A 22,758-nucleotide genomic window follows, 5' to 3' on the forward strand; every position below is an offset into this window, starting at 1 on the left:
CACTGCATCGCACTTCATGAACCATCGACGAAACATCCTGTCCGTTCTGCTTGCCGCATGGCTGGTGCCGCTGGCGGCCTTGGCCCAACCCGCGCCGGACCTGAGCCCCGAGCAGGCCACCCGCCCGCGCGCACAGAAGATCGACGAGGCCATCCGCCTCGCCAAGGACTTCAAGTTTCAGAAGGAGGGCGTGCTCGTTGTCGGCACGACCACCGGCCGCCTGCCGTTCGCGGCCTATGCCACCGACACCAAGACGCCCGTGGGCAACGCGCCCGACATCGCCCAACTGGTGGCCGACAGCCTGGGGCGCAAGCTGGAGCTGGTGTCCACCGCCTGGGCCGACTGGCCTCTGGGCCTGCAGTCGGGCAAGTTCGACGTGGTGGTGTCCAACGTCACGGTGACGGAAGAGCGCAAGGAGAAGTTCGACTTTTCCACCTACCGCAACGACCAGATCGGCATCTATGTGAAGTCGGGCAGCAAGCTCGGCGCCATCAAGGAGCCGAAGGACATCGCGGGCCTGAAGGTGATCGTGGCGGCCAGCACCAACCAGGAGCAGATTCTGTTGCGCTGGAACAAGCTGAACCTGGCGGCCGGCCTGAAGCCGGTGGAAATTCAGTACTACGACGACGACGTGGTGCAGCGCCTGGCCATTCGGTCGGGTCGTGCCGATGCCTACGTGGGCCCGAACGCCATTGCCGCCTACGAGGCGCGCGACGGCAAGACGAAGCTCGCGGGCGTGTTCTCGGGCGGTTGGCCGCTCGACGCGGAAATTGCCGTCACCTCGCGCAAGGGCTCGGGCATTGCAGACGCTGTGACGCTGGCGCTGAACGCGCAGATCAAGAACGGCAACTACGCCAAGGCGCTGTCGCGCTGGAACTTGGAGTCCGAAGCCATTCAAACCGCGCGCACCAATCCGCCCGGCCTGCCGAAGAACTGATGACCATGGCTTTCTTCAAATACGCACCGCTCGTCGGGTCCGCCTGGTTCATTCGAGGCTTTGTCGCGTTCGCGCTGCTGGCCGGCACGGCGCATGCGGCAGACAAGTTCGACCTGACGCCCGAGCAGCAGGGCCGCCCGCGCACCGGCAAGGACGCCGAGGCCGTCAATGCCATTGCGCCCAACTTCAAGTTTGCGAAGGCAGGCGTGCTGACCATCGGCATCGCGCCGTTCGCGCCGCCCATCTCCACCTACGCCACCGACGCCAAGACCGTGGTCGGCTTCGACCCCGACTTTGCATTGCTCGTTGCCGACGCGCTGGGCCTGAAGCTGGAGCTGCAGCCCATCGCCTGGGCCGACTGGCCGCTGGGCCTGAGCTCGGGCAAGTACGACGCGGTGATCTCCAACGTGGGCGTGACCGAGCAACGCAAGGAGAAGTTCGACTTTTCCACCTACCGGCTGGGCCTGCACGGCTTCTATGTGAAGGCCGACAGCGCCATCAAGTCGATCAAGGAGCCCAAGGACATTGCGGGCCTGAAGCTCACGACCGGCGCGGGCACCAACCAGGAGCGCATCCTGCTCGAATGGAACCGGCAGAACGTTGCGGCCGGGCTCAAGCCCGCCACCTTGCAGTACTACGACGACGATGTGACGCGCACGCTGGCGGTGGTCACCAAACGGGTCGACGCCAACTTCAACCCCAACGCGCCGCAGGCCTACGAGGCTGCCAAGAACGGGCAGATTCGCCTGGTCGGCACGGTGAACGCGGGTTGGCCATTGAAGTCCGACGTGGCCATTGCCACGCGCAAGGGCAGCGGCCTGGCCGCGGCGCTGACCACTGCGGCCAACAACCTGATTCGCAACGGCACCTATGCCAAGGCGCTGGGGCGCTGGAGCCTCGCGGAAGAGGCGCTGCCCAGGTCGGAAACCAACCCGCCCGGCCTGCCGAAGTTTGCGCCGTGAGCATCCGCCATCTCGCGTTTCTCACGCCCGGCAATTACACCGAAGAAGACCCGCTCGCAGGGCTGGAGGCGGCGCTGAAGCTCTTCGAATTCGGCGAGACGCTGGGCTTCAACGGCGCCTGGGTGCGCCAGCGCCATCTGGAGCGCGGCGTGTCGTCGGCGGCCACCTTCCTGGCCGCCGCAACGCAGCGCACGCGCGGCATCGAGCTGGGTGCGGCCGTGATTCAGATGGGCTACGAAAACCCGTTCCGGCTCGCCGAAGACCTGGCCACGGTCGACGTGCTGTCGCGCGGTCGGCTGCAGGTGGGACTGAGCGCGGGCGCGCCGCTGCACGGTGCGCTGCTGGGCAACCGCTTCCACGACGCGGCGCCGAACATGATCGACTTCACGCATCAGCGCGTGGGGCGGCTCAAGGCCAACCTGGAGGGCACGCTGCTGGGCGACAGCGAGACCTTCATCGAGTCTGCTGGTGGGCGCGTGCGCCCGCAGGTGCAGCCGCATGCGCCGGGCCTGACCGAGCGGCTGTGGTACGGCGGCGGCTCGTTGCGCTCGGCCGAATGGGCGGGGCGCAACGGGTTCAACCTGTTGCAGGGCAACGTGCTGTCGGGCGAGACCATGCCTGATTTCTTGAACGCGCAACTGGGGCTGATCGAGCGCTACAGGCTGAGCGAGACCGACGCGCGCCGTGGCCGCATTGCGCTGGGCCGCGTGATCGTGCCGCTCGACAGCGCCGACGCCGCCACCCGCAAGCGCTACCGCGCCTTCGCGGCGGGCCGGGTGGAGCGCACGCTGGCGCCGCAGGGCGAGCGGCGCACGCTGTTCGCGAACGACCTGGTGGGCACGTCGGACGAAATTCTGGAGCGGCTGCGGCGCGACCCGGTGCTGCCGCATGTGGAGGAGCTGCGCGTGGAGCTGCCCTACAACTTCAGCGGCGAGGCGTACGAGCAGATATTGACCGACCTGGCTGGGCGCATTGCGCCGGAGCTGGGGTGGCGTGCACCCTGACATGGCCGAAAACATGGCCGAGAGCATTGAGAACGAACAGGGAACCTGGAGGTTGAGTTCGAGGTGAGTCGGAATCGGATGGCGCTTGCGCCATCCGAGGGACGACCTTCAGCGGGCCCTCGGGCCCGCTTTTTTTTAACTGCCTGCCAAGGACGCACCCAGCAGAAAGTCCGTCACGTCATCGGAGAACAAGCTGCCGCGCTCACCGATGCGCACGCCATCAGGGTTATCCGGGTCCGGCCGCACGCTGGGCATGCCGTGGGCGAGCAGGGCCTGCGCGCAACCGACCCAGTCGCCGCCCGCGACAGGCTCGTTGAGCGAAGCCCATGACAGCGTGCCGATCACGTTGTCGCCGTAAGCGTGTATCGCCCGCCAGTCGGCGCCGTGCTCCAGCAGAAAACGGGTGAGCGCGGCATCGCCGTTGAATACCGCCTGGTTCAGCGCCGAGGCGTCCAGGTCGCCACCGCGCGCTTCGATGGGCCAGCCGAGCGCGACCATGGTTTTCACTGCATCGGCACAGCCCTGGGCGGCGAGTTCGGGCAGCAGGCGCAGCTGTGTTTGGCTGAGGGTGTCGATGAGGCCAGGGTGTTGCGCCAGCAGTTGCCGGCCTGCGGCTTCGTCGCCGCGCGCGCAGGCGGCAATGAAGGCTTCGTCTGCGGGAAGCGGTGCGTGGTTGCCAACCGCCGCCTGCAGCAGCCGCGCCACCTCGGTCAGCCCGAAGCGCAAGGCGACGGTGAGCGCGGGCGTGCCGTCGCGCGTGGTCGCTTGCGGGTCGGCGCCCGCGGCCAGCAGGGCCGTGATGTGCGCGGGCGAGCGGCGGCGGCGAATGGCCCACAGCAAGGGTGAACCCCACTCGGCCGAGGGCTCGCCCAGCGGTTTTTCGTTCGCGTCGCCGCCGTGCGCGAGCAGCAGCCGCAGCGTGTCGACGTGGTCGAGGTCGAGCACGCGGTACAGCGCGTTCGAACCGGTGACGCGCGCGCCGGCCTGCAGCAGCAGTCGCGTGCATTCCGGGTTGTCCAGCGCGTGATAGAGCGACTCGCCGTCGTTGGGGTCAGCGCCCGCGTCCAACAGCAGCTTGGTCAGCAGCGGGTCGTGGTTCTGGCCGGCAGCGCCGTAGAGCGCGGAGAGGCGTTCGGTTTCGCTCGGCGCATCGAGCGAGGCGGGCGGCAAGCGGCTGCCGGCCGATTGGCCGGGCGATGCGCCGGCGTTCAGCAGCAGCTTGGCGCAGGCGCGCAGGCCTTCGCGAAAGGCCGGCAACTGCATCAGCCCGGAATGCGTGACGGCCACGAGCGGCGGGAGGTTCAGCGGCCCTCCGGCGCGGTGCACCCAAGCCGGGTCTTGCACGGTGGCCCGGTGCAACGCGGCCTCATCGCCGATGGCGCAGGCCAGCCAGGGGTCTTCGCCGATCAGGCCCGGGTCGTCTTCGAGCAGGCGGGCCGCAACAGAGGGCCGCGCGCGGTTCGGGCCACCGGCGATGTCGTTCGCATACACCAGCCGAAGCCAGTGAAGCAGGGCCTTTGCGGGGTCGTCCACCTGCGCTCTGCGCGCGAGTACAAAGCCCTGCAGGTCGGCCCACGACGCGAAGCCGTATTCGCGCGCCACACAAGACTGTGCGTCGTGCAAGCGCAGACCCAGGACTGCGAGCGCCTCGTCGGGCTTGCCCGCGGCCACCGGCAGGGCGTCGCGCAGTCGTTGAAAGGCGGTGGGGTCGTTGCCGCGGTAAAGAGCAAGCAGCTCCTTGGCTTGCTTTTTCAGATGGCCGATGTCGGGCCGGGCGGGAATGCGCTTCATGAATACCTCCGTGCATCAGACGCCGAGGACCCGCAACCACGGCTGCACAAAAGGCTGTTTGACCAGCAACAGATGAAGGCAAGTGGGTTCAACCCTTCCCGCGGGCCCGGGCGCGGCTTGCAACCGCGGGCCGCATGTTAGCCGATGCGGGCCAGCATGCCGACTGGCCGACCTTCACCGCGCCGGCGCTGCCTGCGCACCCAGCTGCTCGCGCAGGATGCGCCTGATCTCCAGAATGGCCAGCGGGTTCTCCTGCACGCTGTGCGGCGACGCAATCACCAGCTCCGAGGCCGCGCCGTCGAGGTGCGCGCTTTCGTACGGCACGATGCCGTCGCTCGACAGCGCCTGCGCCAGGCCCGGCGTGTCGTTGCCGATGATCGAATGAAAGCGCACGCGCGGGTTCATCGGCAGCCCTGAAGACAGCCGCACGAATGGGTCGCGGTCGCTCAGGTTGTCGATGCTGTTGGGAATGCGCAGCGGCCCGTTCTCCTGCTTGCCGGGCGCAATGCGGATCAGCTCGCGCGAGATGTCGCTGAGCTGCCCCAGCATGGTCACCGGCAGGGTGATGAGGTTGGCCACCCAGCGCGAGACGCGGTTGTTGGCAAACGGCGTGCCGCGGTGCGGCGCGGCAATGAAGATAGCGTCGCTCACCTGCGGCAAGGGCTCGAAGCGCAGGTAGGGCGACAGCTTGGCTTCGATGCGCTGCTGTTGCGCGCCCTGCATGGGGTAGTTGTCGAGCAGGGCCTCCCAGAGCCGGTCTTCCGACGACGACACCATCAGCCGCGACAGCACGCCACCCATGCTGTGGCCAATCAGCGTGATGTGGTTGGAGGCCGCGGCCTTGCCCGTGGGGTCGAAGTGCGCGAGCGTCTGTTCCAGCGCCTGGCGAATGGCCAGGTTGTTCAGCGGCAGCGGCGCGTTGGTCGGGTAGTACACCTGCCACACCTGGTAGTGGCGGCGCAGCGTTTCGTCGCCCAGCACCTCGTTGGCCACGTTGATCCACGCCTCGGGGCTGCTGGCCAGGCCGTGCAGCATGACGATGGTGCGGCGGTCGGGGTCGTAGGGCTGCATCAGGTAGATGCGCGGTTGCGTGAGGCCGTCGGCGCTGCCCAGCAGGCTGCGCAGCGCCTGCAGCGCGAAGTCGGAGCGGGCCAGCCACAGGCCGTAGCCGGAGGTGAAGTTGGCGGCCAGCGGCACCTCTTGCCCGGCCAGCTGCACGGTGGCGGTGCGGTACGGGTCGTAGGCGGCGATGCGCACGGAGCGCGTGTGCAGAATTTCGTCGAGCGTGTGGCCGTCGAACAGCAGCAGCGCGGTGAGCGCGGGGAAGGGCGTTTCGCGGTAGGGCGGCGGAGGTGGGCGCTTGTTGCCTGCGTCTGAAAGCGAAGAGTCCGGGGTCAGGGCCGGGGCAGTCGGTTCTTCGTACGTGCGCTTGCTGGCTGCGGCCACCAGCTCGGCGCCGAAGCCGTCGCGCCGGTAGGTGTTGCGCAGGCCGGAGAAGGTGAGCGAGGCGGCGGGAATCAGTTCGTCGGGCAGCGCGGCGTTGACGGGCAGGCGCAGCGCCGTCACGTCGGAGCCGATGTGCCAGCCGCCGACCTGCGGCACTTCAGGCTGTTGCGGTCGTGCTTGCTCGGACGGGCCGCTGCGCTGGTAGGTGCGGTACAGGCCGGTGATGGCCTGCTGCACCGCGTAGTTGTAGTAGTCGCGCACCTGCGTCTGGCGGTCTTCGAAAGCGCGGTCGCGCGGCTTGCGGGTGGTGAAGAACAGGTAGGCGTAGGCGTGGCGGGCGGTTTCGAGCCAGGCCTCGATGGCGGTGGTGGCAGCGGTGGACGACAAAGGTTCTGCCGTGTTGCCGCCTTTGTCCGCCGCCAACGCCACCTGCAGCCAGACCTCCGACAGGGCTGACAGGCGCTGCTCGTCGTCGAGGCCTGGCGACTCGGCCAGTGCTTGGCGGCAGGCAGGGCCGTTCTTGCCGCACAGCTCCGCGTCGGAGCCGATCACGCGCAGCACCTCTTGCGCCGACGTGCTGAGCTTGCCGGTGGTGAGCACGTCGCCCCGGCGCTGCGCGAGGTAGTCCGCCGGCGAGATGGAGCCGACCTTCACGCCCGCGCAGCCGGTCAACAGCATGGCGGCGCACAGCAGCGCGGGCAGTGAGAAGGTGCGCGCCTGGTTCATTGCGCGGCCTTGGCATCAACGCCGGGCAGGCCCTGGCGAATCGCCTGAGAAAAGTCGGCGCCGGGCGTCTTGTCGGTGGCAATCGCGCGCTCGGTGATGCGGCCCGCCGCGCGCAAGGCCTCCATGCTGTAGCCCGGCGTGAGTCCGCCCACGTCGTAGAGGTAGTCGGGCAGGTAGCCGGAGGCCAGCAGGCGGTAGTCCATCGGCAGGCCCGGCACGATGCGCTTGGCCAGCGCGTACACGATGGTGGTGCAGTTGGCGGTGAGCGTGTTGTAGAAGCTCGGCGCGCGCGCCAGGGCCGCGCCTTCGTCCAGGTAGGCCAGGAACAGCGAACGCATCTCGGGCTGCGGCAGGTGCACGCGGTACAGATAGACGTCTTCGCCACGCACGTTGGTGCGCACGCGAAGAATGTCGTGCTCGTCGGCGGCGATGAGGCTGGTCTCGAACTGCTTGAAAAATCCGCCGATGGACGAGAAGCTCTCGCCGCGCTCCTTGCGGATCTCGATGGAAAAGGTGAGGAACTGGCCGTCGTCGAAGCCGAAGGACACCAGCGTGTGCGCGATGGCCGGTCCGGTCCAGTAGGAGAGCGCCACGTCGACCGACTTCAGGCGGTCGAGGTCGTAGCGGCGCGTTTCCCAGCGCGCGGTGTGGTCGGTGTCGCTGCGCCAGTCGAAGTTGCGCACGTTGTTCATGGTGACCACGCTGCCTTCGACCTTGCCGGTGACCTGACGCGCCACGTCGTCGGCCCACACGCGGTCTTGCGACGGCAGGATGGTGCCCCACCAGCCGAGCAGCATCGCAAAGCCGACTGCGTAAGACAGCAGGGCGCGCGCCGCACGGCCGCGCCACAGCAGCGCGATGGCCGCCAGGCCAAAGGCGGCCCACAGCACGGGGGCGCCAATCTTCACGGGTGCGGGGCCGGGCAGCTGATACCAGAGCGCAAGGCAGGCCCAGAGGGATGTCAGCAGAACAGCGAGCGAGACCGCAAGGCGGCCGGTGACACGCAGGAGCGTTCGGATCATGGCAAGGTCGGCAGGCGCTGGCGTCTGTGAAGTCGGGTAACCGGCGAGCTTACGACGCACCACGGAACCCGTCCGCCTGACGGGGTCACAGCATGTAGGTCACGAGCTTGAAGTCCGGGTCTTCAGGAAAGGCCTTCACCGTGAACCCCAGCCGGCGCACCAGCTTCAGCATGTCAGGGTTGGTGGCCAGCACCAGCCCGTCGATTTCGGCCAGGCCCTTGTCGCGCGCCACGTCGATGATGCTTTCCATCAGCCGCGAGCCGATGCCCTTGCCGCTGAACTCGTCGGCCACCACCAGCGAGAACTCGCAGCTGGTCTGGTCGGGGTTGGTGATGTAGCGCGACACGCCCACGATGCGTTCGCTTTCCAGCACCGTGCCATCGGGCGACACGCTGCGCTCCAGCACCACGGCCACCAGCGCCATTTCGCGGTCGTAGTCGATCAGCGTGAAGCGCGACAGCATCGACGGCGGCAGCTCGTGAAAGCGCGAAACGAAGCGAAACCACCGGCTCTCGGGCGACAGGCCCTGCACCAGCGCCTGCAGCATCTGCGCGTCGTTCGGATGCACCGGCCGCACGATGTATGTTCCGCCACCCGACATCGGCCACTCGCGCCGGTAGCGCGCGGGGTACGGCATGATGGCCAGGTGCTGGTAGCCGTTGCCGGCGCCCCCGTAGCCTGTGTGGCCCGTGTTGCTTGCCACGGCGTGCGTGCTGCTGGCCACCACGATGCGCGCATCGACCGAGATGGCGCCGGACTCGTCCACGATGATGGGGTTGATGTCCATCTCGCGCAGCTCGGGCAGCTCGCACACCATTTCCGACACGCGCAGCAACACGTCTTCCAGCGCCTCCATGTCCACCGCGCTGGCGCCGCGCCATTCGCCCAGCGTTTCGGCCACACGCGATCGCTCGATGAGCCGACGCGCCAGAAACTGGTTGAGCGGCGGCAGCTCCATGGCGCGGTCGTTCAGCAGCTCGATCATGGTGCCGCCCGCGCCGAACACGATGACCGGGCCAAAGGGCTCGTCGGTCACCATGCCCACGTAGATTTCGCGGCCGCGCCGCGCGCGCACCATCTTCTGCACCGTCACGCCGTTGATGCGCGCCTCGGGCGCAAGGCGCGCCACGCGCTCCATCATTTCGATGTAGGTGTCGCGCGCGCCGGTGCCGTTCATCACGTTGAGCGCCACGCCTTCCACGTCGGACTTGTGCGAGATGTCGGGCGAGTCGATCTTCAGCGCCACCGGAAACCCAAGCTGCGTGGCGATCATCATGGCCTCGTTGGCGCTGCGCGCGAGCAGCGTGCGCGTGATGGGAATGTGGAACGACGACAGCAGCGTCTTCGACTCCATTTCCGTGAGCACCTTGCGCCGCTCGGCCAGCACGCTTTCGATCAGCAGACGCGCGCCTTCGATGTCGGGCTTGGCCAGTGCCGACAGCGGCGGTGGTGTCTGCTGCAGCAACTGCTGGTTCTGATAGAACGCCGCGATGTTGCCGAAGGCACCCACCGCGGCCTCCGGCGTGCGAAAGCTTGGAATGGTGGCGTCGGCCAGCACCAGGCGCGCCTTGCCCACCGACGAATCGCCCATCCAGCAGGCCAGCAGTGGCTTGTTCATGGGCCGCGGAATGTCGGCCAGCGCCTTGGCCACGGCGGCGGCATCGGCACCGGGCTTGGGCGAGAAGATGGCCAGCACGCCGTCGACCTGGCTGTCGGCCGAGGCGGCGTCGATGGCGGCGCGGTAGTGCGCGGGCAGCGCGTCTTCCGACAGGTCCATCAGGTCGGTCAGCGAGGCCAGCGGGGGCAGGGCGGGCAGCAGCAGTTTTTGCGCGGGTGCGGAGAGCTTGCCCAGGTGAAGACCGATCTCGTTGATCCAGTCGGCCGCCAGCACGCCGGGGCCGCCGCCATTGGTGACCACCGCCAGCCGCTTGCCCACCGGGCGGTAGCGCGAGGCCAGGCACTTGGCGGCGGAGAACAGCTCGACGAAGGAGCGCACCCGCACCGCGCCCGCGCGGCGCAGGGCCGAGTCGAACACGTCGTCGCTGCCCACAATGGCCGCGCTGTGCGTTTGCGCGGCCTCGTTGCCCGCCGGTTTGCGACCGGCCTTGAGCACCACCACCGGCTTGGCATGCGAGGCCGAGCGCAGCGCGCTCATGAAGCGGCGCGCGTCGTCGATGCCTTCGAGGTACACGATGATGCTGTGCGTGGCCTGATCGTTGGCCAGAAAGTCGAGCACCTGCGCAATGTCGACCGAGGTGTGCGGGCCGAGCGACACCACGCTCGAAAAGCCCACGCCGTTCTGGCGCGCCCAGTCGAGCATCGACGACGTGAGCGCACCCGACTGCGACACCAGCGCCAGCGGCCCGGTCTTGGCCAGCGGGCCTGCAACGCTCGCGTTCAGGTGCAGCAGCGGACGCTGAAAGCCCAATGAATTGGGCCCCAGCAGGTGCACGCCTTCGCGCTTGGCAATCTTGCGCCACTGCGCGGCCTGCTCGGCGCCGATGCCGCTGGAGATGACCACCGCGGCGGTGCAGCCGATGCGCCCCGCAATCTCCAGCGCGGCGCCCACGTCGCGCGGCGCCAGCGCAATCAGCGCCAGGTCGGCATGGGTCTGCGACAGTTCTTCCAGCGTGCCTTTGGTGCGCACGTCCAGAAAGCGCAGGGTGCCGTCGAAGCGGTCGGCGCGAAAGGCCTCGCGCAGGGTTCGGCCCGCGGGTGTCTGGCCACCTGGGTCGTCGGCGTTGCCGACGAAGGCCACCACGGAAGACGGTGCGAAAAGCGGATTCAGAAAATGCTTGTCCATGCCCCCAAGTCTGCACCGTTCGGCGCGGGCTGTGCAGCCTGTGCCCGTTGCCGCATGCGACAGCGGCGTCATGACTAATTCACCTTGCGTGGCTATAGTGAAGGTTCCATGCAAAAACGAATTGGCGTGATCTTCGTCTCCAGGCGAAATTCATTGCGCAGCATCCTTGCCGAAGCGTGCCTCGCGCACCTCGACCCCCAGCGGTTTTCGGCGTCTTCCTGCGGCCAACCCGGCCATGTGGCGCGCGAGTTTCATCCCGCTGCCATCGGCGCCTTGCACAGTGCGAGCATGCCGGTGCCGCAGCACGCGCCGCGCGGCTGGGACGACCTGGCACGCTCGGGCAGCCCGCAGGCCGACTTCATCATCACGCTCGACGGCACCACCGAGTCGCGCCAGCCCTCGTGGCCCGGCCAGCCGGATGGCGCGCTGTGGGCCTACCCCGACGTGGCCGATGGCAGCGACCCGGAGAAGGTGGCGCACGACGCCATTCAGTTGCTGTTTTCGCTGCGCCGGCGGCTGGAGCTGCTGGTGAGCCTGCCGCTGCACGGCGGTGACCGCGCTGCGGTGCGCTCGGATGTGCGGGACCTGGGGTACATGCGGTAGCTGCGCCACAAGCTGTGCTGCGCCGGGTTGCCTTGACGCCGCACGCAGGGCCTTGCGGTCAGCGGGTCGGCAGGGGGGCGCGCAGCCAGCTTTGCTCCGCCTCGCCGATGGGCGCTTCGATCGTCCGCTCGGGCACTTCCCACACAACGACGCGCGGCGGATTCTTCGCAAAGTCCTCGCCCGCGAAATAGCGGCGCGCGGCGCCCGAGAAGTCCCCGCCATCCATCGAGAAATCGGCCACCAGTGCGCGGCTTGCCAGTTGCAGAAAGGGCTGGAAGTTGCCGCGCCGCGAGAACGAGGTGCCGATCAGCACGGTCGACGGCATGGGCGCCGCGCCGAACAGGTCGGTTCTGTCGCTGCGTGTTTCCACCACCGAGCGGGTGTCGTTGTCGGGCGCTGGCTTCAGTGCGGCGGGCAGCCCCTCGATGCCGGCCAGGCGCACCAGGTCGCCCCATGCCACCTGGGGCTGGCGCGACACCACGACCGAGGCCACGGGCTCGCCCGATAGCGCATGCATGTCCTGCAGGCGCTGTGCGACGGCGTGCGCGGCCAGCCAGCTGCCTTGCTCGTTCCAGTGGGTGTCGGTGCGCAAGAAAGCAGAAGGTGTGGCGCCCGCGAGCACGGGCGACAGGTCGAGCACGGGCACGCCGTCGGCGGCCAGCTTGGCGGTCCAGTCGCGCACGCGGGCATCGAGCGCGGGCGGGCGTAGCAGCGTGCCGAGGTGCGCGCTTTCGATGCGGCTCTTGTCGGGCACGACGACCACGAGCAGCGCGGTGTTTTTTTCTGCGAGCGCGCGTGCGATGCGCGACACGGCCGCGGCACGCGCAGCCGCATGGGCGGTGCGGTCGCGGTGAAGCTGCAGTTCCTCATCGAGGAAGAGCCAGTTGTCTTCGCCCCGTTTCGCCTCCGGGCCCAGGTCGCGCAGCACCAGCCAATTGGCCTGCCGCTGCCAACGAGCAAGGGCTTCTGTGAACGGTGTGGTCACAAGCGCCTTGGTGAGTTCGCGGCGTGCGGATGCGTCGTGCCACAACGCGGCATCGGCGCGGGCCCAGGCGGCGCCCATGTTGGGCAGCGTCGAGACGAAGGCCGCGCCGATGGTGGCGAGCAGCACCGCCGTGGCGCTCCAGCGCAGCATCGTTCGAAGGCGTCGGCTGGGGCGTGCCATCGTCAGAACTGGAAGTAGAGAAACGGCACCGTGCCGCGGCTCGCCACCAGCGCAAACGCCAGCAGGAAGCCGCACACCGGCGCGAGCGTGCCCGCGACGGTGAAGGCGACGGCGAAGGCGCTGCTCGCGCGACGGCGGCGTGCCAGCACCGCGGGCGCCACGACCCAGGCCATGCCCAGCAGGTAGGCCAGCACCACCGGCATGCGCAAGGCGTTCGACAGTGCCGGGCCCAGCCCCATGCCGTGCAGGCCGAACTGCCCGCCCAGCATGCGGCCCGCCGTGGCCAGGTCGGGCGAGCGGAACAGCGTCCAGCCCAGCATCACGAACAGCAGCGTGGCCGCATGCGCCAACGGCGCGGGCAAGCGGGGCCCACGCCCGCGCCACAGGTGCACCACGCTCAGCGCGGCGCCGTGCGCCAGCCCCCAGTACAGAAAGTTCCAGCTGTCCGCGCCGTGCCAGAGGCCGCCGATGCTCATGGTGATCAGCAGGTTGGCCACCGTGCGGCCGTTGCCGCGCCGGCTGCCGCCCAGCGGCACATAGAGGTAGTCACGCAGCCACGACGACAGCGAGATGTGCCAGCGGCGCCAGAAGTCGGCCACGTTGCGCGCGAGGTACGGCGCATGAAAGTTCTCGGGAAATCGAAAGCCCAGCATCGCGCCGATGCCGATGGCCATCGCGCTGTAGCCCGCAAAGTCGAAGAACAACTGCAGCGTGTAGGCCAGGCAACCGAGCCATGCATCCACAAAGCTCGGGTCGGCCGATGCGAACACCTGGTCGACCACCGGGGCCAGCGTGTCGGCCACTAGCACCTTCATGGCCATGCCGATCATGAAGCGCCGTGCGCCCCGAGCAAAGCCCGCCCAGTGCATGGCGCGGTGCGCGAGCCGCTGGCGGATCCAGTCGTAGCGAATGATCGGCCCCGCCACCAGGTGGCCGAACATGGCGAGGTAGGTCGCGAAATCGACAGGGCGGCGCTCGGCCGGAAACTTGCCGCGGTGGATGTCCACGAAATACGAAATGGCCTGCAGCACCGTGAACGAAAGCCCGATGGGCAGGGCGATGCGCTGCCATTCGATCGGCATGGCGCCGGCATGCACCAGGGCCGCGCTGAAGGTTTCGACCACGATGTTGGCGTACTTGAACCATGCGAGCACGCCCAGGTTGACGGCGATCAGCACGGCCATCACGGCGGTGCGATGTCGCCCGGCCCGCTCGACCAGCAGCCCCCCGGCCCAGGCCAGCGCCGTGAGCGCAATGAACAGCAGCAGAAAAAGCGGGCTCCACCAGCCGTAGAAGAACCAGCTGGACACCAGCAGCAGCGCATTCTTCGCGCGCGCGGGAGTTACCGCGTACAGCAGCAGGAACGCCGGCAGAAAAACCGCCAGGAACTCGAGCGACGCGAAGACCACGGCCGGTCAGCGCGCCAGGCGGTCTTGCAGGCCGATCAGTCGGCTGCCCTTGCCGGCAGGAACAAGAAAGACGCTGTAGCGCTGGCCGGCCTGCAGCGAGCCCAGGTCCACCGTGCCCTCGACCGGGCGGCCGTTGCAGGTGGCCTGCACCACCAGCTTGACCGGGTTGACGGCACGGCGCGCAGTGGCCAGCGCGGCCTGGTTCTCGAAGATGGCGGCGTTGACCGGGCTCGCCGCCAGCAGGCCGGCGGTGCACCGGGCGTCGGCGTTGTAGAACGCGAGCGAGGCGCGCACCGGGTCGAACTGCGGGGGCGCTTCGGTGAAGCTTGTGCCCGCGAGCTTGCCGTCCGCGTCGGCCCACGCCACCGCGGAGCCCGATCCGCCAGCCTTCACAAGCAACGAGATGGGCAGCGTTTGCGCAGCCAGCTGCCATTGGCCGGTGACGGGGGCGTCGGAGCGCGCGGGCAGGTAGTCGGTGACGGGCGCGGTCGGTGGCACCGCGAGGCTGGCCGCCTGGCCCGCGCCGCCGCTGTGCACCGTGAGCGGCTGCGTGCCCGCGTTGACGAAGCGCACCAGCGCCAGGTCTTGCGCGGGGCCTGTGTCGTACAGGCGGGGTGCGGCGCCGCACAGGGCGGGCAGGCAGGCACACAGGGCCGCGAGCAGCGGCAGGCGTTGCGCGCGCTTCATTGGCGCGCGGCGCCCGTGGTGCCCGTGGTGCTGGCAGCGCCCGTCGGCAAGGGCAACTTCATCACCGCCTTGGCGATGCCATTCCCCCAACTGCGGTAGCCGTTGGAGCCGAAGTGCTGGCCATCGACGGTCGACCATTGGCCGCGCGTCGACATCTCCAGCGAGTCGATGTAGATGCAAGGTTCTACGTTGGTGGACAGAAAGCGGCTCACCAGCTCGGCGCGCGCATAGGTCTTGCCGTATGAGCCGCCTTCCTGCCCCCACGGCGGGCCGACCCACGCGCAGCGCGTGCCGGTCGCGGCAATGGCGCCGGTGAGCGTGCTCACCTGCTGCCACACCCAGTTCATTGGAAAGTCGGGCTGCTTGTAGGCCGCCATGGTGTCACCGAGCACCACCAGCACCAGGTCGGGGTGCTCCGCGCGAATGAGCTGCGCCACGGCGGTGGTGCTGCCGGTGCTGCTGCGGGTGGCCGGCTGGTCGCCGATGCGTTCCGCGCCGCCGCAGTTGCCGACCTTGGACACCGTCCAGTCGTACGGCAGCGCGCCGCACATGCCGATCGAATGCACCTTGGCGCCCTGGCGCTGCAGGCCGTCGTGCAGAGACGACATCAGATAGCTGGGTTGCGCGAGGTGGCTGTCCCCGATGATGAGGATGGAAAGACCGGCCAAGGCCGCTGCGAGTGACACCGATGCCCCTTTGATTCCTGTGGGCGGGAAATGTACCAGCCTCGGGGGCGCAGGGCCGTGGCGGTCGTACGCCTGACACGCCCGCGTCGCGCTCACTCCAGCGTGAACCCGATCTTCAGCGACACCTGCCAGTGCGCCACCTTGCCTTCGACCACGTGCCCGCGCGTTTCGGTCACGGTGAACCACTGGATGTTGCGCACCGTCTCGTGCGCCTTGGCTATGGCGGTCTGCACGGCGTCTTCGATGCTGGTCGGCGAGGAGCCGGTGAGTTCTAGCGATTTGTAGACGTGGTTGGACATGGTGGGGTCTCCTTCAGGTTGATGGGCCAGCGGCCCGGAAAACATCGTAGCCCTGGGGGTACGCATGGCTCAATGCACGAAACCGCCCTTGACGAAACGCACGGGCTCGGCGTCCATGCGGGCGATGAGCGCGCTCAAGCCGTCGGGTGGCAGGGGTTTCGCATTCGTCGCATTCGCCGCATCGGTCACATTGACTCGCGCGGGCGTTTCGGTGCGGCACAGCAGGTCGTCGTCGCTCCACGCGCCCTTGCCGGGCTCGCCGCGCGCCCGTAGCCAGCCGTCGCGGTCGACGATCAGTTGCGTGCCCGCGAGCTTGTCGGTTGCTGCGACGAGCGAGAAGGCCGCCCACGCGGCGGGCGAGTCGGCGATGCAGTCGCCTGTGCCCGCAGCGGCCGTGCCGGCCTGTACGGCCTGCACAGGCTGCAGATACACCGTGACCATGCGCGGATCTTCGAGCAAGCCGTCACCGCCCGCCGCCACGATGCGCATGCGCTGCCCGCGCCAACTGCTCAGCATGCGCGGCGCCTTGCCCTTGCATTGCACCGCCACGTCGGGCGGCGCGATGGGTTGGGTCCAAAGCCCGGCCGCGCGCAGGCTTTCGCCGGCGCCTTGCGCTTTCATGAAATCGATCAGCGCCCAGGCGTCGCCGTCGCGCAGCACGTGGCCGAAGGCCGGCATGGTTTCCGTCTCGCGTCCGTTGCGGCGGTCCCGCATGCCGTTCAGCACGTGCCAGAGCACGTCGCCATCGGCGCGGCGCCACAGCAGCGGGCCGGCAAGGTCGGGCGGCCACACGGGTTGTGACGCGGCCAGCGGCCCTTGGCCGCGCCCGTCGGTGCCGTGGCAGGCCACGCACTGCGCCGCATAGAGCGTGCGGCCGCGCTCGATGCTGTCGGCCGTGAACCCGGTGGGCGACTTCTGAAAGCTCGTGGGGTAGGCGGGCACCAGCACCACGCTGGCTTCAGGCCAGGGCGCCGCGACCACCAGCAGCGTGGCCAGCGCCACCAGCCACAGGCTGCGCCGGCGCCACAGCAGCGCCAGCAGCAGCACCAGCAAGGCCGCGCCCAGCACCACCACCGTGAGGCCGAGCCGGCGCGCCTGGCCCAGGTCGATCAGCAGGTTCTCACCCGACAGCCGAAGTGCCCGCGGCCATGCCGGCTGGCCGTGCGCATGCTGCACAAGGCCCAGCGCGTCCAGCGCGCGCAGCAGTTGCAGTTGCGCGCCCTGCAGCAGGCCGATCAGCAGGTTGAGCCAACCGGCCTCGGGAACGCTGCTCATGTCATTGCGAGGGTCACCCAGCGCGTCACCACGTGGCGTCCAGCCCCAGGTGCTTCAGCGCCTCGTGCCGCAACTGCGCCAGGCGCGGGTCGCCACGGTGGCGCGGGTAGGGCAGGTCGACCTCGATCTGCGCCGCAATGCGCGCCGGCCGGTCACTCAGCACGATCACGCGGTTGGCCAGAAACAGCGCCTCTTCCACGTCGTGCGTCACCAGCAGCGCAGAGAAGCCCGCGCGCTGCCACAGGTTGACCAGCTCGCTTTGCATGGCAATGCGCGTGAGCGAGTCGAGCTTGCCCAGCGGTTCGTCGAGCACCAGCAGCTGCGGGTCGTTGACCAGCGCGCGCGCCAGCGCCACGCGCTGCGCCATGCCGCCCGACAGGTGGTGCGGAAAGGCCTTGGCAAAGTCCGTGAGGCCCACCAGCTTGAGCGCCTCGTCGACCCGCGCGCGTTGCTCCTTCAACACGCCGCGCGCCTGCAGGCCCAGCGCCACGTTGTCCCACACGCTGCGCCAGGGGTAGAGCGTCGGGTCCTGGAACACGACGATGCGCGAGGGGTCGGGCCGCGTGATGGGCTTGCCGTTCTGCGTGAGGGTGCCGGTGGTGGCGGGCTCCAGCCCGGCGACCAGGCGCAGCAGCGTCGACTTGCCGCAACCGCTGGGCCCCAGCAGCGCCACAAATTCGCCGGGGCGCACCTGCAGGTCGATGTCGTCGAGCACCTGCAGCACGCCACCCGACACCTCGAACCAGTGGCTCACGCCCTGAATGTCGATTTGCGCACCGCGGGTGGTGGCGGCTGCAGGCGTGGAAGAAAGCACGGCGTTCACCATTTGACGGTTCCTTTCTGCCACGACAGCACGCGGTCGCGCACCTTGAACAGCAGCGTGATGAGGCTGGAGCACAGCGCGGCCATGACGAACAGGGCCGCGTACATGTTGGCGTAGGCGGCCCAGCCCTGGGCCCACTGCAGGTACCAGCCCAGGCCGGCCTTCACGCCCATCATCTCGGCCGTGATGAGCACCGAGAACGACGCGCCCAGGCCCATGAACAGGCCCACGAACACCTGCGGCAGCGCGGCGGGAATGGCCACGCGCAGCACCAGAAAGCGCTCCGACGCGCCCAGCGTGCGCGCCACGTCGTAGTAGCTCTTGTGGACCGATGCCACGCCCGACCAGGTGAGCACCGCCACCGGAAAGAAGGTGGCCAGCCCGACCAGGAACACCGCGGCCACGTAGCTCGACGGCGCAAAGAAGAAGGCCAGCGGCAGCAACGCCGACGCAGGCACCGGCCCCAGAAAGCGCAGCACCGGATGCACCCAGTACCCCGCAATGCGCGACCAGCCGATCGCCACGCCCGTGACAAAGCCCACCAGCGCGCCCAGCACGAAGCCGTTGGCCAGCAGGCGCAGCGAGTGCGCGGTCGACAGGCCCAGGCGTTGCCAGTCTTCATTGACCACGTCAATCAGCGCTTGCGGCGGCGCGAAGAAGGGCGAGGGCAGCACGCCCAGCTTGGCCGTGGCCACTTCCCACACCGCGAACACCACGGCCAATGCCACCAGCCATTGGCCGGCGGGCCGCAGCGTGCGCGCCACCTTGCCGGCGCGCGCGCCAAGCAGTGCCACCGCCGCCAACAGCGCGGCGACCACGAGCGCGGCAATGCCGAATTCTTCGGTGAACGCCCAGTCGCTGAAGCCGACCGCTTTGTTCGGCCAGAGCAGCGTGAGCAGTCCCAACGCTGTCCATGCGGCGGAGGCGAGCAGGCCGGTCGTCCAGATGCCAACGGGCGGTGCGGGGCGCAGCACGACGGCATCGGCCTGTTGCGCAGCGGCGGCCTGTGCGCGCGGGCGGGGTGCGGGCGGTGAGAAGGACGTGAGCGGCGCGTCCAGCACTTGCTCGGCGGTCGTCATGCGCGCACGTCCAGCGGCACGTGGTTGGCGGCGCCTGCCACGGCGGCCGTGGCACCGGTCTGCAGCACGCCACGGCGCGAGAGCGACAGGCGATCGAGAGGAACGTTCATCGGGGCTTCTCCACCGGAATATGCGAAGCCCGCAGTGTTGGCGCGCGCCTTCGCGCCGACAACGAATGAATGCGGCTATCGATATGCGATGTGCGCGCAGCTACTTTCGCGCGGCGCCAAAGCTCTCCACCAGGAAGCCGACGATGGCCTGCACGCGCGCCGTGCGGCCCTTGCGGTTGGGCACCAGCAGCGTGACCGGCGCGCTGTCGAACTGCCAGTCGGCCAGCACGCGCACCAGCGTGCCGCGCGCCACGGCCTCGGCCGCGTCCCATTCGGAGCGCAGCACCAGGCCCATGCCTTGTTCGGCCCACTGGCGGGCCACGGCGCCGTCGTTGGTCACGTAGGCGGGCGAGATGCGCAGGGTTTCGCGGGCGGCGGCGCGCTTGCCTGCGGCTCGCTTGCCTTCGGCAGCCTTGGCGGGGCGCAGGTGCCACAGCGTCACGTCTTCGTCGTTCTCGCGGATGCAGATGCAGTCGTGCGCCATCACCTCGCGCGGCGTGCGCGGCGTGCCGTGCAGGCGCAGGTAGTCGGGGCTGGCGCACAGCCAGCGCTCGTTGGCGCTCAGCGTGCGCGCCACCCAGGAGGAGTCGCGTACCGCGCCGATGTGGATCACCGCGTCGGCGTCGTGCCGGTCGGGCCAGGGCGTTTCGCGCAGGTCGAGCTGCAGGTGCAGGCCGGGGTGCAGCCGGGCGAAGCGCACCAGCATCGGCGCCAGGTACTGGCGGCCGTAGCCGAAGGGCGCGGCAATGCGCAGGGTGCCGGTGAGCCGCTGGTCGTCGCGCTGCATCGAGTCGCGCAGGCCTTCTATCTGCCCGAGCAGCGCGGCGGCTTCACGCGCAAAGCGTTCGCCCTCGGGCGTGAGGCTCAGGCGCCGTGCGGTGCGGGAGGCCAGCGAGAGGCCCAGCATGGCCTCCAGCTTGCGCAGCCGCATCGACAGCGCGGGCGGCGTGACGTCCAGCGCGCGGGCCGCGGCGCTCAGCGAGGGCTCGCGCAGCAGGGCGGCCGCGAGCTGCATGTCTTCGATCTGGATCATTAACTTCTGCTTAACGATTGATGAGCGCGCATTGAAGCACAGCCATGGTCTTGAAACGTACAGTTCACGGCCATGCACACCCCTATTTCCACTCCCGCGTCAGCGCTCCAGCCGCCGCGCTATCCCCGCGCCGTGCTGTTCGACCTGCTCACCGCGCTGCTCGATTCCTGGACCGTCTGGAACGCCGCGGCGGGCTCCGAGGAACAGGGCCGCGCCTGGCGCGCCGAGTACCTGCGCCTGACCTACGGCTGCGGCGCCTACGTGCCCTACGAGCAGTTGGTGCAGGACGCCGCGCGCAACACCGGCATGGCGGCATCAGCGCCCGACGCGCTCGAAGCGCATTGGCACACGCTGCCCGTGTGGGACGGCGCCCGCGAGCTGCTGCTGGCGCTGCAGCCGCACTGCAAGCTGGCCGTGGTCACCAACTGCTCGAAGCGGCTGGGCCATTTGGCCGCGGCGCGGCTGGGCATCGACTGGGACGTGGTCGTCACCTCGGAGGAGGCCGGCTTCTACAAGCCCGACCCGCGGCCGTACCAGCTGGCACTCGACCGGCTGGGCGTGAAGGCGCAAGACGCCGCCTTTGTGGCGGGCTCGGGCTACGACATGTTCGGCACGTCGGCGGTGGGGCTGCGCACGTATTGGCACAACCGGGTGGGCCTGCTGTTGCCGCAGGGCGCGCCGTCGCCGGAACTGCAGAGCGACACGCTCGCGCCGGCGTTGCCGTGGCTGCAGGCTTTTGGGAGCGGGGCATGACGCGGGCCGTGGTCCTTCGCGGCCTGCTCGCCGTGACGGCGGCGTTCGCCATGCATGCGCCGGCACAAGCCCAGGCCCAGGCAATCGCCTTTCCGCAACGCCCCGTGACGCTGATCGTTCCGTTCCCGCCGGGCGGCCCCAGCGATGCCTTGGCGCGCGGCTTTGCGCTGCACATGGGCAAGCAGCTGGGCCAGCCAGTCATCATCGAGAACGTGGCGGGGGCGGGCGGCACCATCGGCCTGACCAAGGTCGCGAAGGCCACGCCGGACGGCTACACGCTCGGCTTCGGCACCATCGGCACGCACGTGGCCAACGTGGCGCTGTACAAGAAGCTGCCCTACGACCCCGAGAAAGACTTTCTGCCCGTCGGCCTCGCGGGCTCCGCGCCCATGCTGCTGCTGGCGCGCGCAGACCTGCCGGCCAACGACCTCAAGGAATTCGTCACGTGGTTGGGCACGCACAAGGGCAAGGCCTCGTTCGGCAGCGCGGGCGTGGGGTCGATCTCGCACTACGGCTGCGTGCTGTTGCTTTCCGCGCTGAAGCAGAACGTGGCGCACATCCCCTACAAGGGCGTGGCACCGGCCATGAACGACCTGATGGGCGGGCAGACCGACTTCATGTGCGACCAGACCACCACCGCGCTGCCCCAGGTGGCGGGTGGCAAGGTGAAGGCGCTGGCCGTGCTGTCCGCAACGCGGCTGCCGCAGTTGCCCAAGACAGGCACGGCCGCCGATGCCGGCTTCGCACTCGACGTGCGGGCCTGGAACGCCATCTTCGCGCCGCGCGGCACACCCGAGCCCGCCATGGCCCGCTTGCGCGCCGCGCTGGCCGACACCGCGGCCGACCCTGAGTTTCGCAAACAGATGCTGGCCGTGGGCGTGGACCTGCCCAGCGCCGAAGCCCTTCAACCTGCCGCCGTGTCCGCGCTCATTGCACGCGGCCTGCGCGACGACGTGCCCGCGCTCAAGGCCAAGGGCGACTACCTCGACTGATGAACCCTTTCATGACCGACACCCTGCAGACACTCGACACCCCCGCGGCTCTCATTGAGCGCACGCGCATGCAGCGCAACATCGAACGCATGCAACAGCGCATGAACACGCTGGGCGTGCGCTTCAGACCGCATGTGAAAACCACCAAGTGCATCGACGTGGCCAAGGCGCAGCGCGACGCGGGCGCGCGGGGCATCACGGTGTCCACGCTGAAGGAGGCCGAGCAGTTCTTTGCCGCCGGCTTCACCGACATCCTCTACGCGGTGGGCATGGCGCCGCACCGGCTGGCGCAGGCGCTGGCACTGCGGCGTCGCGGCTGCGCGCTGAGCATCATCACGGACGGTGTCGAGTCGGCCCGCGCCATTGCCGCGTTCGGCCGCGAGAACGGGGAGGCGTTCGACGTTCTCATAGAGGTCGACACCGACGGGCATCGTTCCGGCATTCGGCCCGAAGAAGACGCGCTGCTGGCCGTGGCCCGCGTGCTGCATGAAGGCGGCATGCGCCTGGCCGGCGTGCTGACGCATGCCGGCTCCAGCTACGAGCTCGATACGCCCGAGGCCTTGCGCGCCATGGCCGAGCAGGAGCGCGCGGGCTGCGTGCACGCCGCGCAGCGCCTGCGCGAGGCGGGCCTGCCGTGCGCCGTGGTCAGCGTCGGCTCCACGCCCACGGCCTTGATGGCGCAGGCGCTCGACGGCGTGACCGAGGTGCGGGCGGGCGTGTACGTGTTCTTCGACCTCGTGATGCGCAACGTGGGCGTGTGCACCGAGCAGGATGTGGCGCTGAGCGTGCTCACCACCGTCATCGGCCACCAGGCCGAGAAGGGCTGGGCCATCGTCGATGCCGGCTGGATGGCGATGAGCCGCGACCGTGGCACGCAGAAGCAGAAGCGCGACTTCGGCTACGGGCAGGTGTGCGACGTGGACGGCGCGGTGCTCGAAGGCTATGTGCTCAGCGGTGCGAACCAGGAGCACGGCATCCTGTCGCATGAAGGCACAGCGGACGCAGACATTGCGGCGCGCTTTCCGATCGGCACGCGGCTGCGCATCTTGCCCAACCATGCGTGCGCGACGGGCGCGCAGTTCGAGCAGTACCACGCGGTGTCGCCGGACGGTGGCGTGGAAACCTGGGGGCGGTTTCACGGCTGGTGACACCC

General features: G+C 69.1%; 21 protein-coding genes. 7 read left to right on the forward strand and 14 right to left on the reverse strand.

Annotated features, from left to right (window positions below):
- The first annotated feature begins 16 nt into the window (after window positions 1-16).
- From VLK31_RS12270 to VLK31_RS12280, 3 genes are read left to right on the forward strand one after another with little or no spacing between them, the layout of a single operon-like run.
- Window positions 17-937 carry an ABC transporter substrate-binding protein gene (locus VLK31_RS12270; protein WP_409168665.1) on the forward strand — a complete coding sequence of 307 codons (921 nt, stop codon included), beginning with the start codon at window positions 17-19 and terminating at the stop codon, window positions 935-937.
- A 5-nt stretch (window positions 938-942) separates the two neighbouring features.
- Entirely contained in the window at window positions 943-1,899 is a 957-nt protein-coding gene (locus tag VLK31_RS12275; protein WP_409168666.1) for an ABC transporter substrate-binding protein, read from the forward strand.
- Entirely contained in the window at window positions 1,896-2,903 is a 1,008-nt protein-coding gene (locus VLK31_RS12280) for an LLM class flavin-dependent oxidoreductase (RefSeq protein ID WP_409168667.1), read from the forward strand. Before VLK31_RS12275 ends, VLK31_RS12280 begins: the two co-directional genes overlap by 4 nt.
- 135 nt (window positions 2,904-3,038) lie before the next feature.
- Here the strand turns inward: VLK31_RS12280 and VLK31_RS12285 are convergent, their stop codons facing one another.
- The 4 genes from VLK31_RS12285 to VLK31_RS12300 all read right to left on the reverse strand — a co-directional run bounded on the left by VLK31_RS12285 (window position 3,039) and on the right by VLK31_RS12300 (window position 10,691).
- Window positions 3,039-4,694, reverse strand: a complete 1,656-nt coding sequence (locus tag VLK31_RS12285; protein WP_409168668.1) for an ankyrin repeat domain-containing protein — start codon at window positions 4,692-4,694, stop codon at window positions 3,039-3,041.
- Window positions 4,695-4,868: 174 nt separating this feature from the next.
- Window positions 4,869-6,866: an esterase/lipase family protein gene (locus tag VLK31_RS12290; RefSeq protein WP_409168669.1), complete on the reverse strand. Its 1,998-nt coding sequence runs from the start codon at window positions 6,864-6,866 to the stop codon at window positions 4,869-4,871.
- On the reverse strand, window positions 6,863-7,888 hold the full coding sequence (locus VLK31_RS12295) for a DUF4105 domain-containing protein (protein WP_409168670.1): 1,026 nt from the start codon (window positions 7,886-7,888) through the stop codon (window positions 6,863-6,865). Before VLK31_RS12295 ends, VLK31_RS12290 begins: the two co-directional genes overlap by 4 nt.
- Window positions 7,889-7,973: 85 nt before the next feature.
- The gene (locus tag VLK31_RS12300; RefSeq protein ID WP_409168671.1) at window positions 7,974-10,691 is read right to left on the reverse strand and encodes a GNAT family N-acetyltransferase; all 2,718 of its coding nucleotides are present in this window, start codon (window positions 10,689-10,691) and stop codon (window positions 7,974-7,976) included.
- Between the two features lie 108 nt (window positions 10,692-10,799).
- On the opposite strand from VLK31_RS12300, the gene VLK31_RS12305 reads away from it, so the two are divergent.
- Window positions 10,800-11,294, forward strand: a complete 495-nt coding sequence (locus tag VLK31_RS12305; protein ID WP_409168672.1) for a low molecular weight phosphatase family protein — start codon at window positions 10,800-10,802, stop codon at window positions 11,292-11,294.
- A gap of 58 nt (window positions 11,295-11,352) precedes the next feature.
- Here VLK31_RS12305 and VLK31_RS12310 read toward each other — a convergent pair whose 3' ends face one another.
- From VLK31_RS12310 to VLK31_RS12355, 10 genes are all read right to left on the reverse strand, one after another.
- Entirely contained in the window at window positions 11,353-12,459 is a 1,107-nt protein-coding gene (locus VLK31_RS12310) for an alginate O-acetyltransferase AlgX-related protein (RefSeq protein WP_409168673.1), read from the reverse strand.
- 2 nt (window positions 12,460-12,461) lie between these two features.
- Window positions 12,462-13,868: an MBOAT family O-acyltransferase gene (locus VLK31_RS12315; protein ID WP_409168674.1), complete on the reverse strand. Its 1,407-nt coding sequence runs from the start codon at window positions 13,866-13,868 to the stop codon at window positions 12,462-12,464.
- A 6-nt stretch (window positions 13,869-13,874) separates the two neighbouring features.
- Window positions 13,875-14,555, reverse strand: coding sequence for a cell division protein FtsQ (locus tag VLK31_RS12320; RefSeq protein ID WP_409168675.1), 681 nt, complete (start codon window positions 14,553-14,555; stop codon window positions 13,875-13,877).
- Window positions 14,552-15,241, reverse strand: a complete 690-nt coding sequence (locus tag VLK31_RS12325; RefSeq protein ID WP_409168676.1) for an SGNH/GDSL hydrolase family protein — start codon at window positions 15,239-15,241, stop codon at window positions 14,552-14,554. Before VLK31_RS12325 ends, VLK31_RS12320 begins: the two co-directional genes overlap by 4 nt.
- A gap of 92 nt (window positions 15,242-15,333) precedes the next feature.
- A complete protein-coding gene (locus tag VLK31_RS12330; RefSeq protein ID WP_219217000.1) occupies window positions 15,334-15,540 on the reverse strand; it encodes a dodecin in 207 nt (68 codons plus the stop codon).
- A gap of 69 nt (window positions 15,541-15,609) precedes the next feature.
- Window positions 15,610-16,815: a c-type cytochrome gene (locus VLK31_RS12335; protein ID WP_409168677.1), complete on the reverse strand. Its 1,206-nt coding sequence runs from the start codon at window positions 16,813-16,815 to the stop codon at window positions 15,610-15,612.
- A gap of 25 nt (window positions 16,816-16,840) precedes the next feature.
- Entirely contained in the window at window positions 16,841-17,641 is an 801-nt protein-coding gene (locus VLK31_RS12340) for an ABC transporter ATP-binding protein (RefSeq protein ID WP_409168678.1), read from the reverse strand.
- Window positions 17,635-18,717, reverse strand: a complete 1,083-nt coding sequence (locus VLK31_RS12345) for an ABC transporter permease (RefSeq protein WP_409168679.1) — start codon at window positions 18,715-18,717, stop codon at window positions 17,635-17,637. Before VLK31_RS12345 ends, VLK31_RS12340 begins: the two co-directional genes overlap by 7 nt.
- Window positions 18,714-18,827, reverse strand: coding sequence for a twin-arginine translocation signal domain-containing protein (locus tag VLK31_RS12350; RefSeq protein WP_409168680.1), 114 nt, complete (start codon window positions 18,825-18,827; stop codon window positions 18,714-18,716). The genes VLK31_RS12345 and VLK31_RS12350 overlap by 4 nt, the downstream gene beginning before the upstream one ends.
- Before the next feature lie 100 nt (window positions 18,828-18,927).
- Window positions 18,928-19,860, reverse strand: coding sequence for a LysR family transcriptional regulator (locus VLK31_RS12355; RefSeq protein ID WP_409168681.1), 933 nt, complete (start codon window positions 19,858-19,860; stop codon window positions 18,928-18,930).
- A gap of 72 nt (window positions 19,861-19,932) precedes the next feature.
- Here VLK31_RS12355 and VLK31_RS12360 point away from each other — a divergent pair, with 72 nt between their 5' ends.
- The 3 genes from VLK31_RS12360 to VLK31_RS12370 are packed head-to-tail and all read left to right on the forward strand — an operon-like array spanning window position 19,933 to window position 22,753.
- On the forward strand, window positions 19,933-20,613 hold the full coding sequence (locus VLK31_RS12360; protein WP_409168682.1) for an HAD family hydrolase: 681 nt from the start codon (window positions 19,933-19,935) through the stop codon (window positions 20,611-20,613).
- Window positions 20,610-21,605: a tripartite tricarboxylate transporter substrate-binding protein gene (locus VLK31_RS12365; protein WP_409168683.1), complete on the forward strand. Its 996-nt coding sequence runs from the start codon at window positions 20,610-20,612 to the stop codon at window positions 21,603-21,605. Before VLK31_RS12360 ends, VLK31_RS12365 begins: the two co-directional genes overlap by 4 nt.
- A gap of 11 nt (window positions 21,606-21,616) precedes the next feature.
- Window positions 21,617-22,753 (forward strand): DSD1 family PLP-dependent enzyme, encoded by a 1,137-nt coding sequence (locus tag VLK31_RS12370; protein ID WP_409168684.1) that lies wholly within the window; start codon window positions 21,617-21,619, stop codon window positions 22,751-22,753.
- Window positions 22,754-22,758: the final 5 nt, after the last annotated feature.

Source organism: Variovorax sp. H27-G14 (assembly GCF_046156345.1).
Classification (GTDB): domain Bacteria; phylum Pseudomonadota; class Gammaproteobacteria; order Burkholderiales; family Burkholderiaceae_C; genus Variovorax.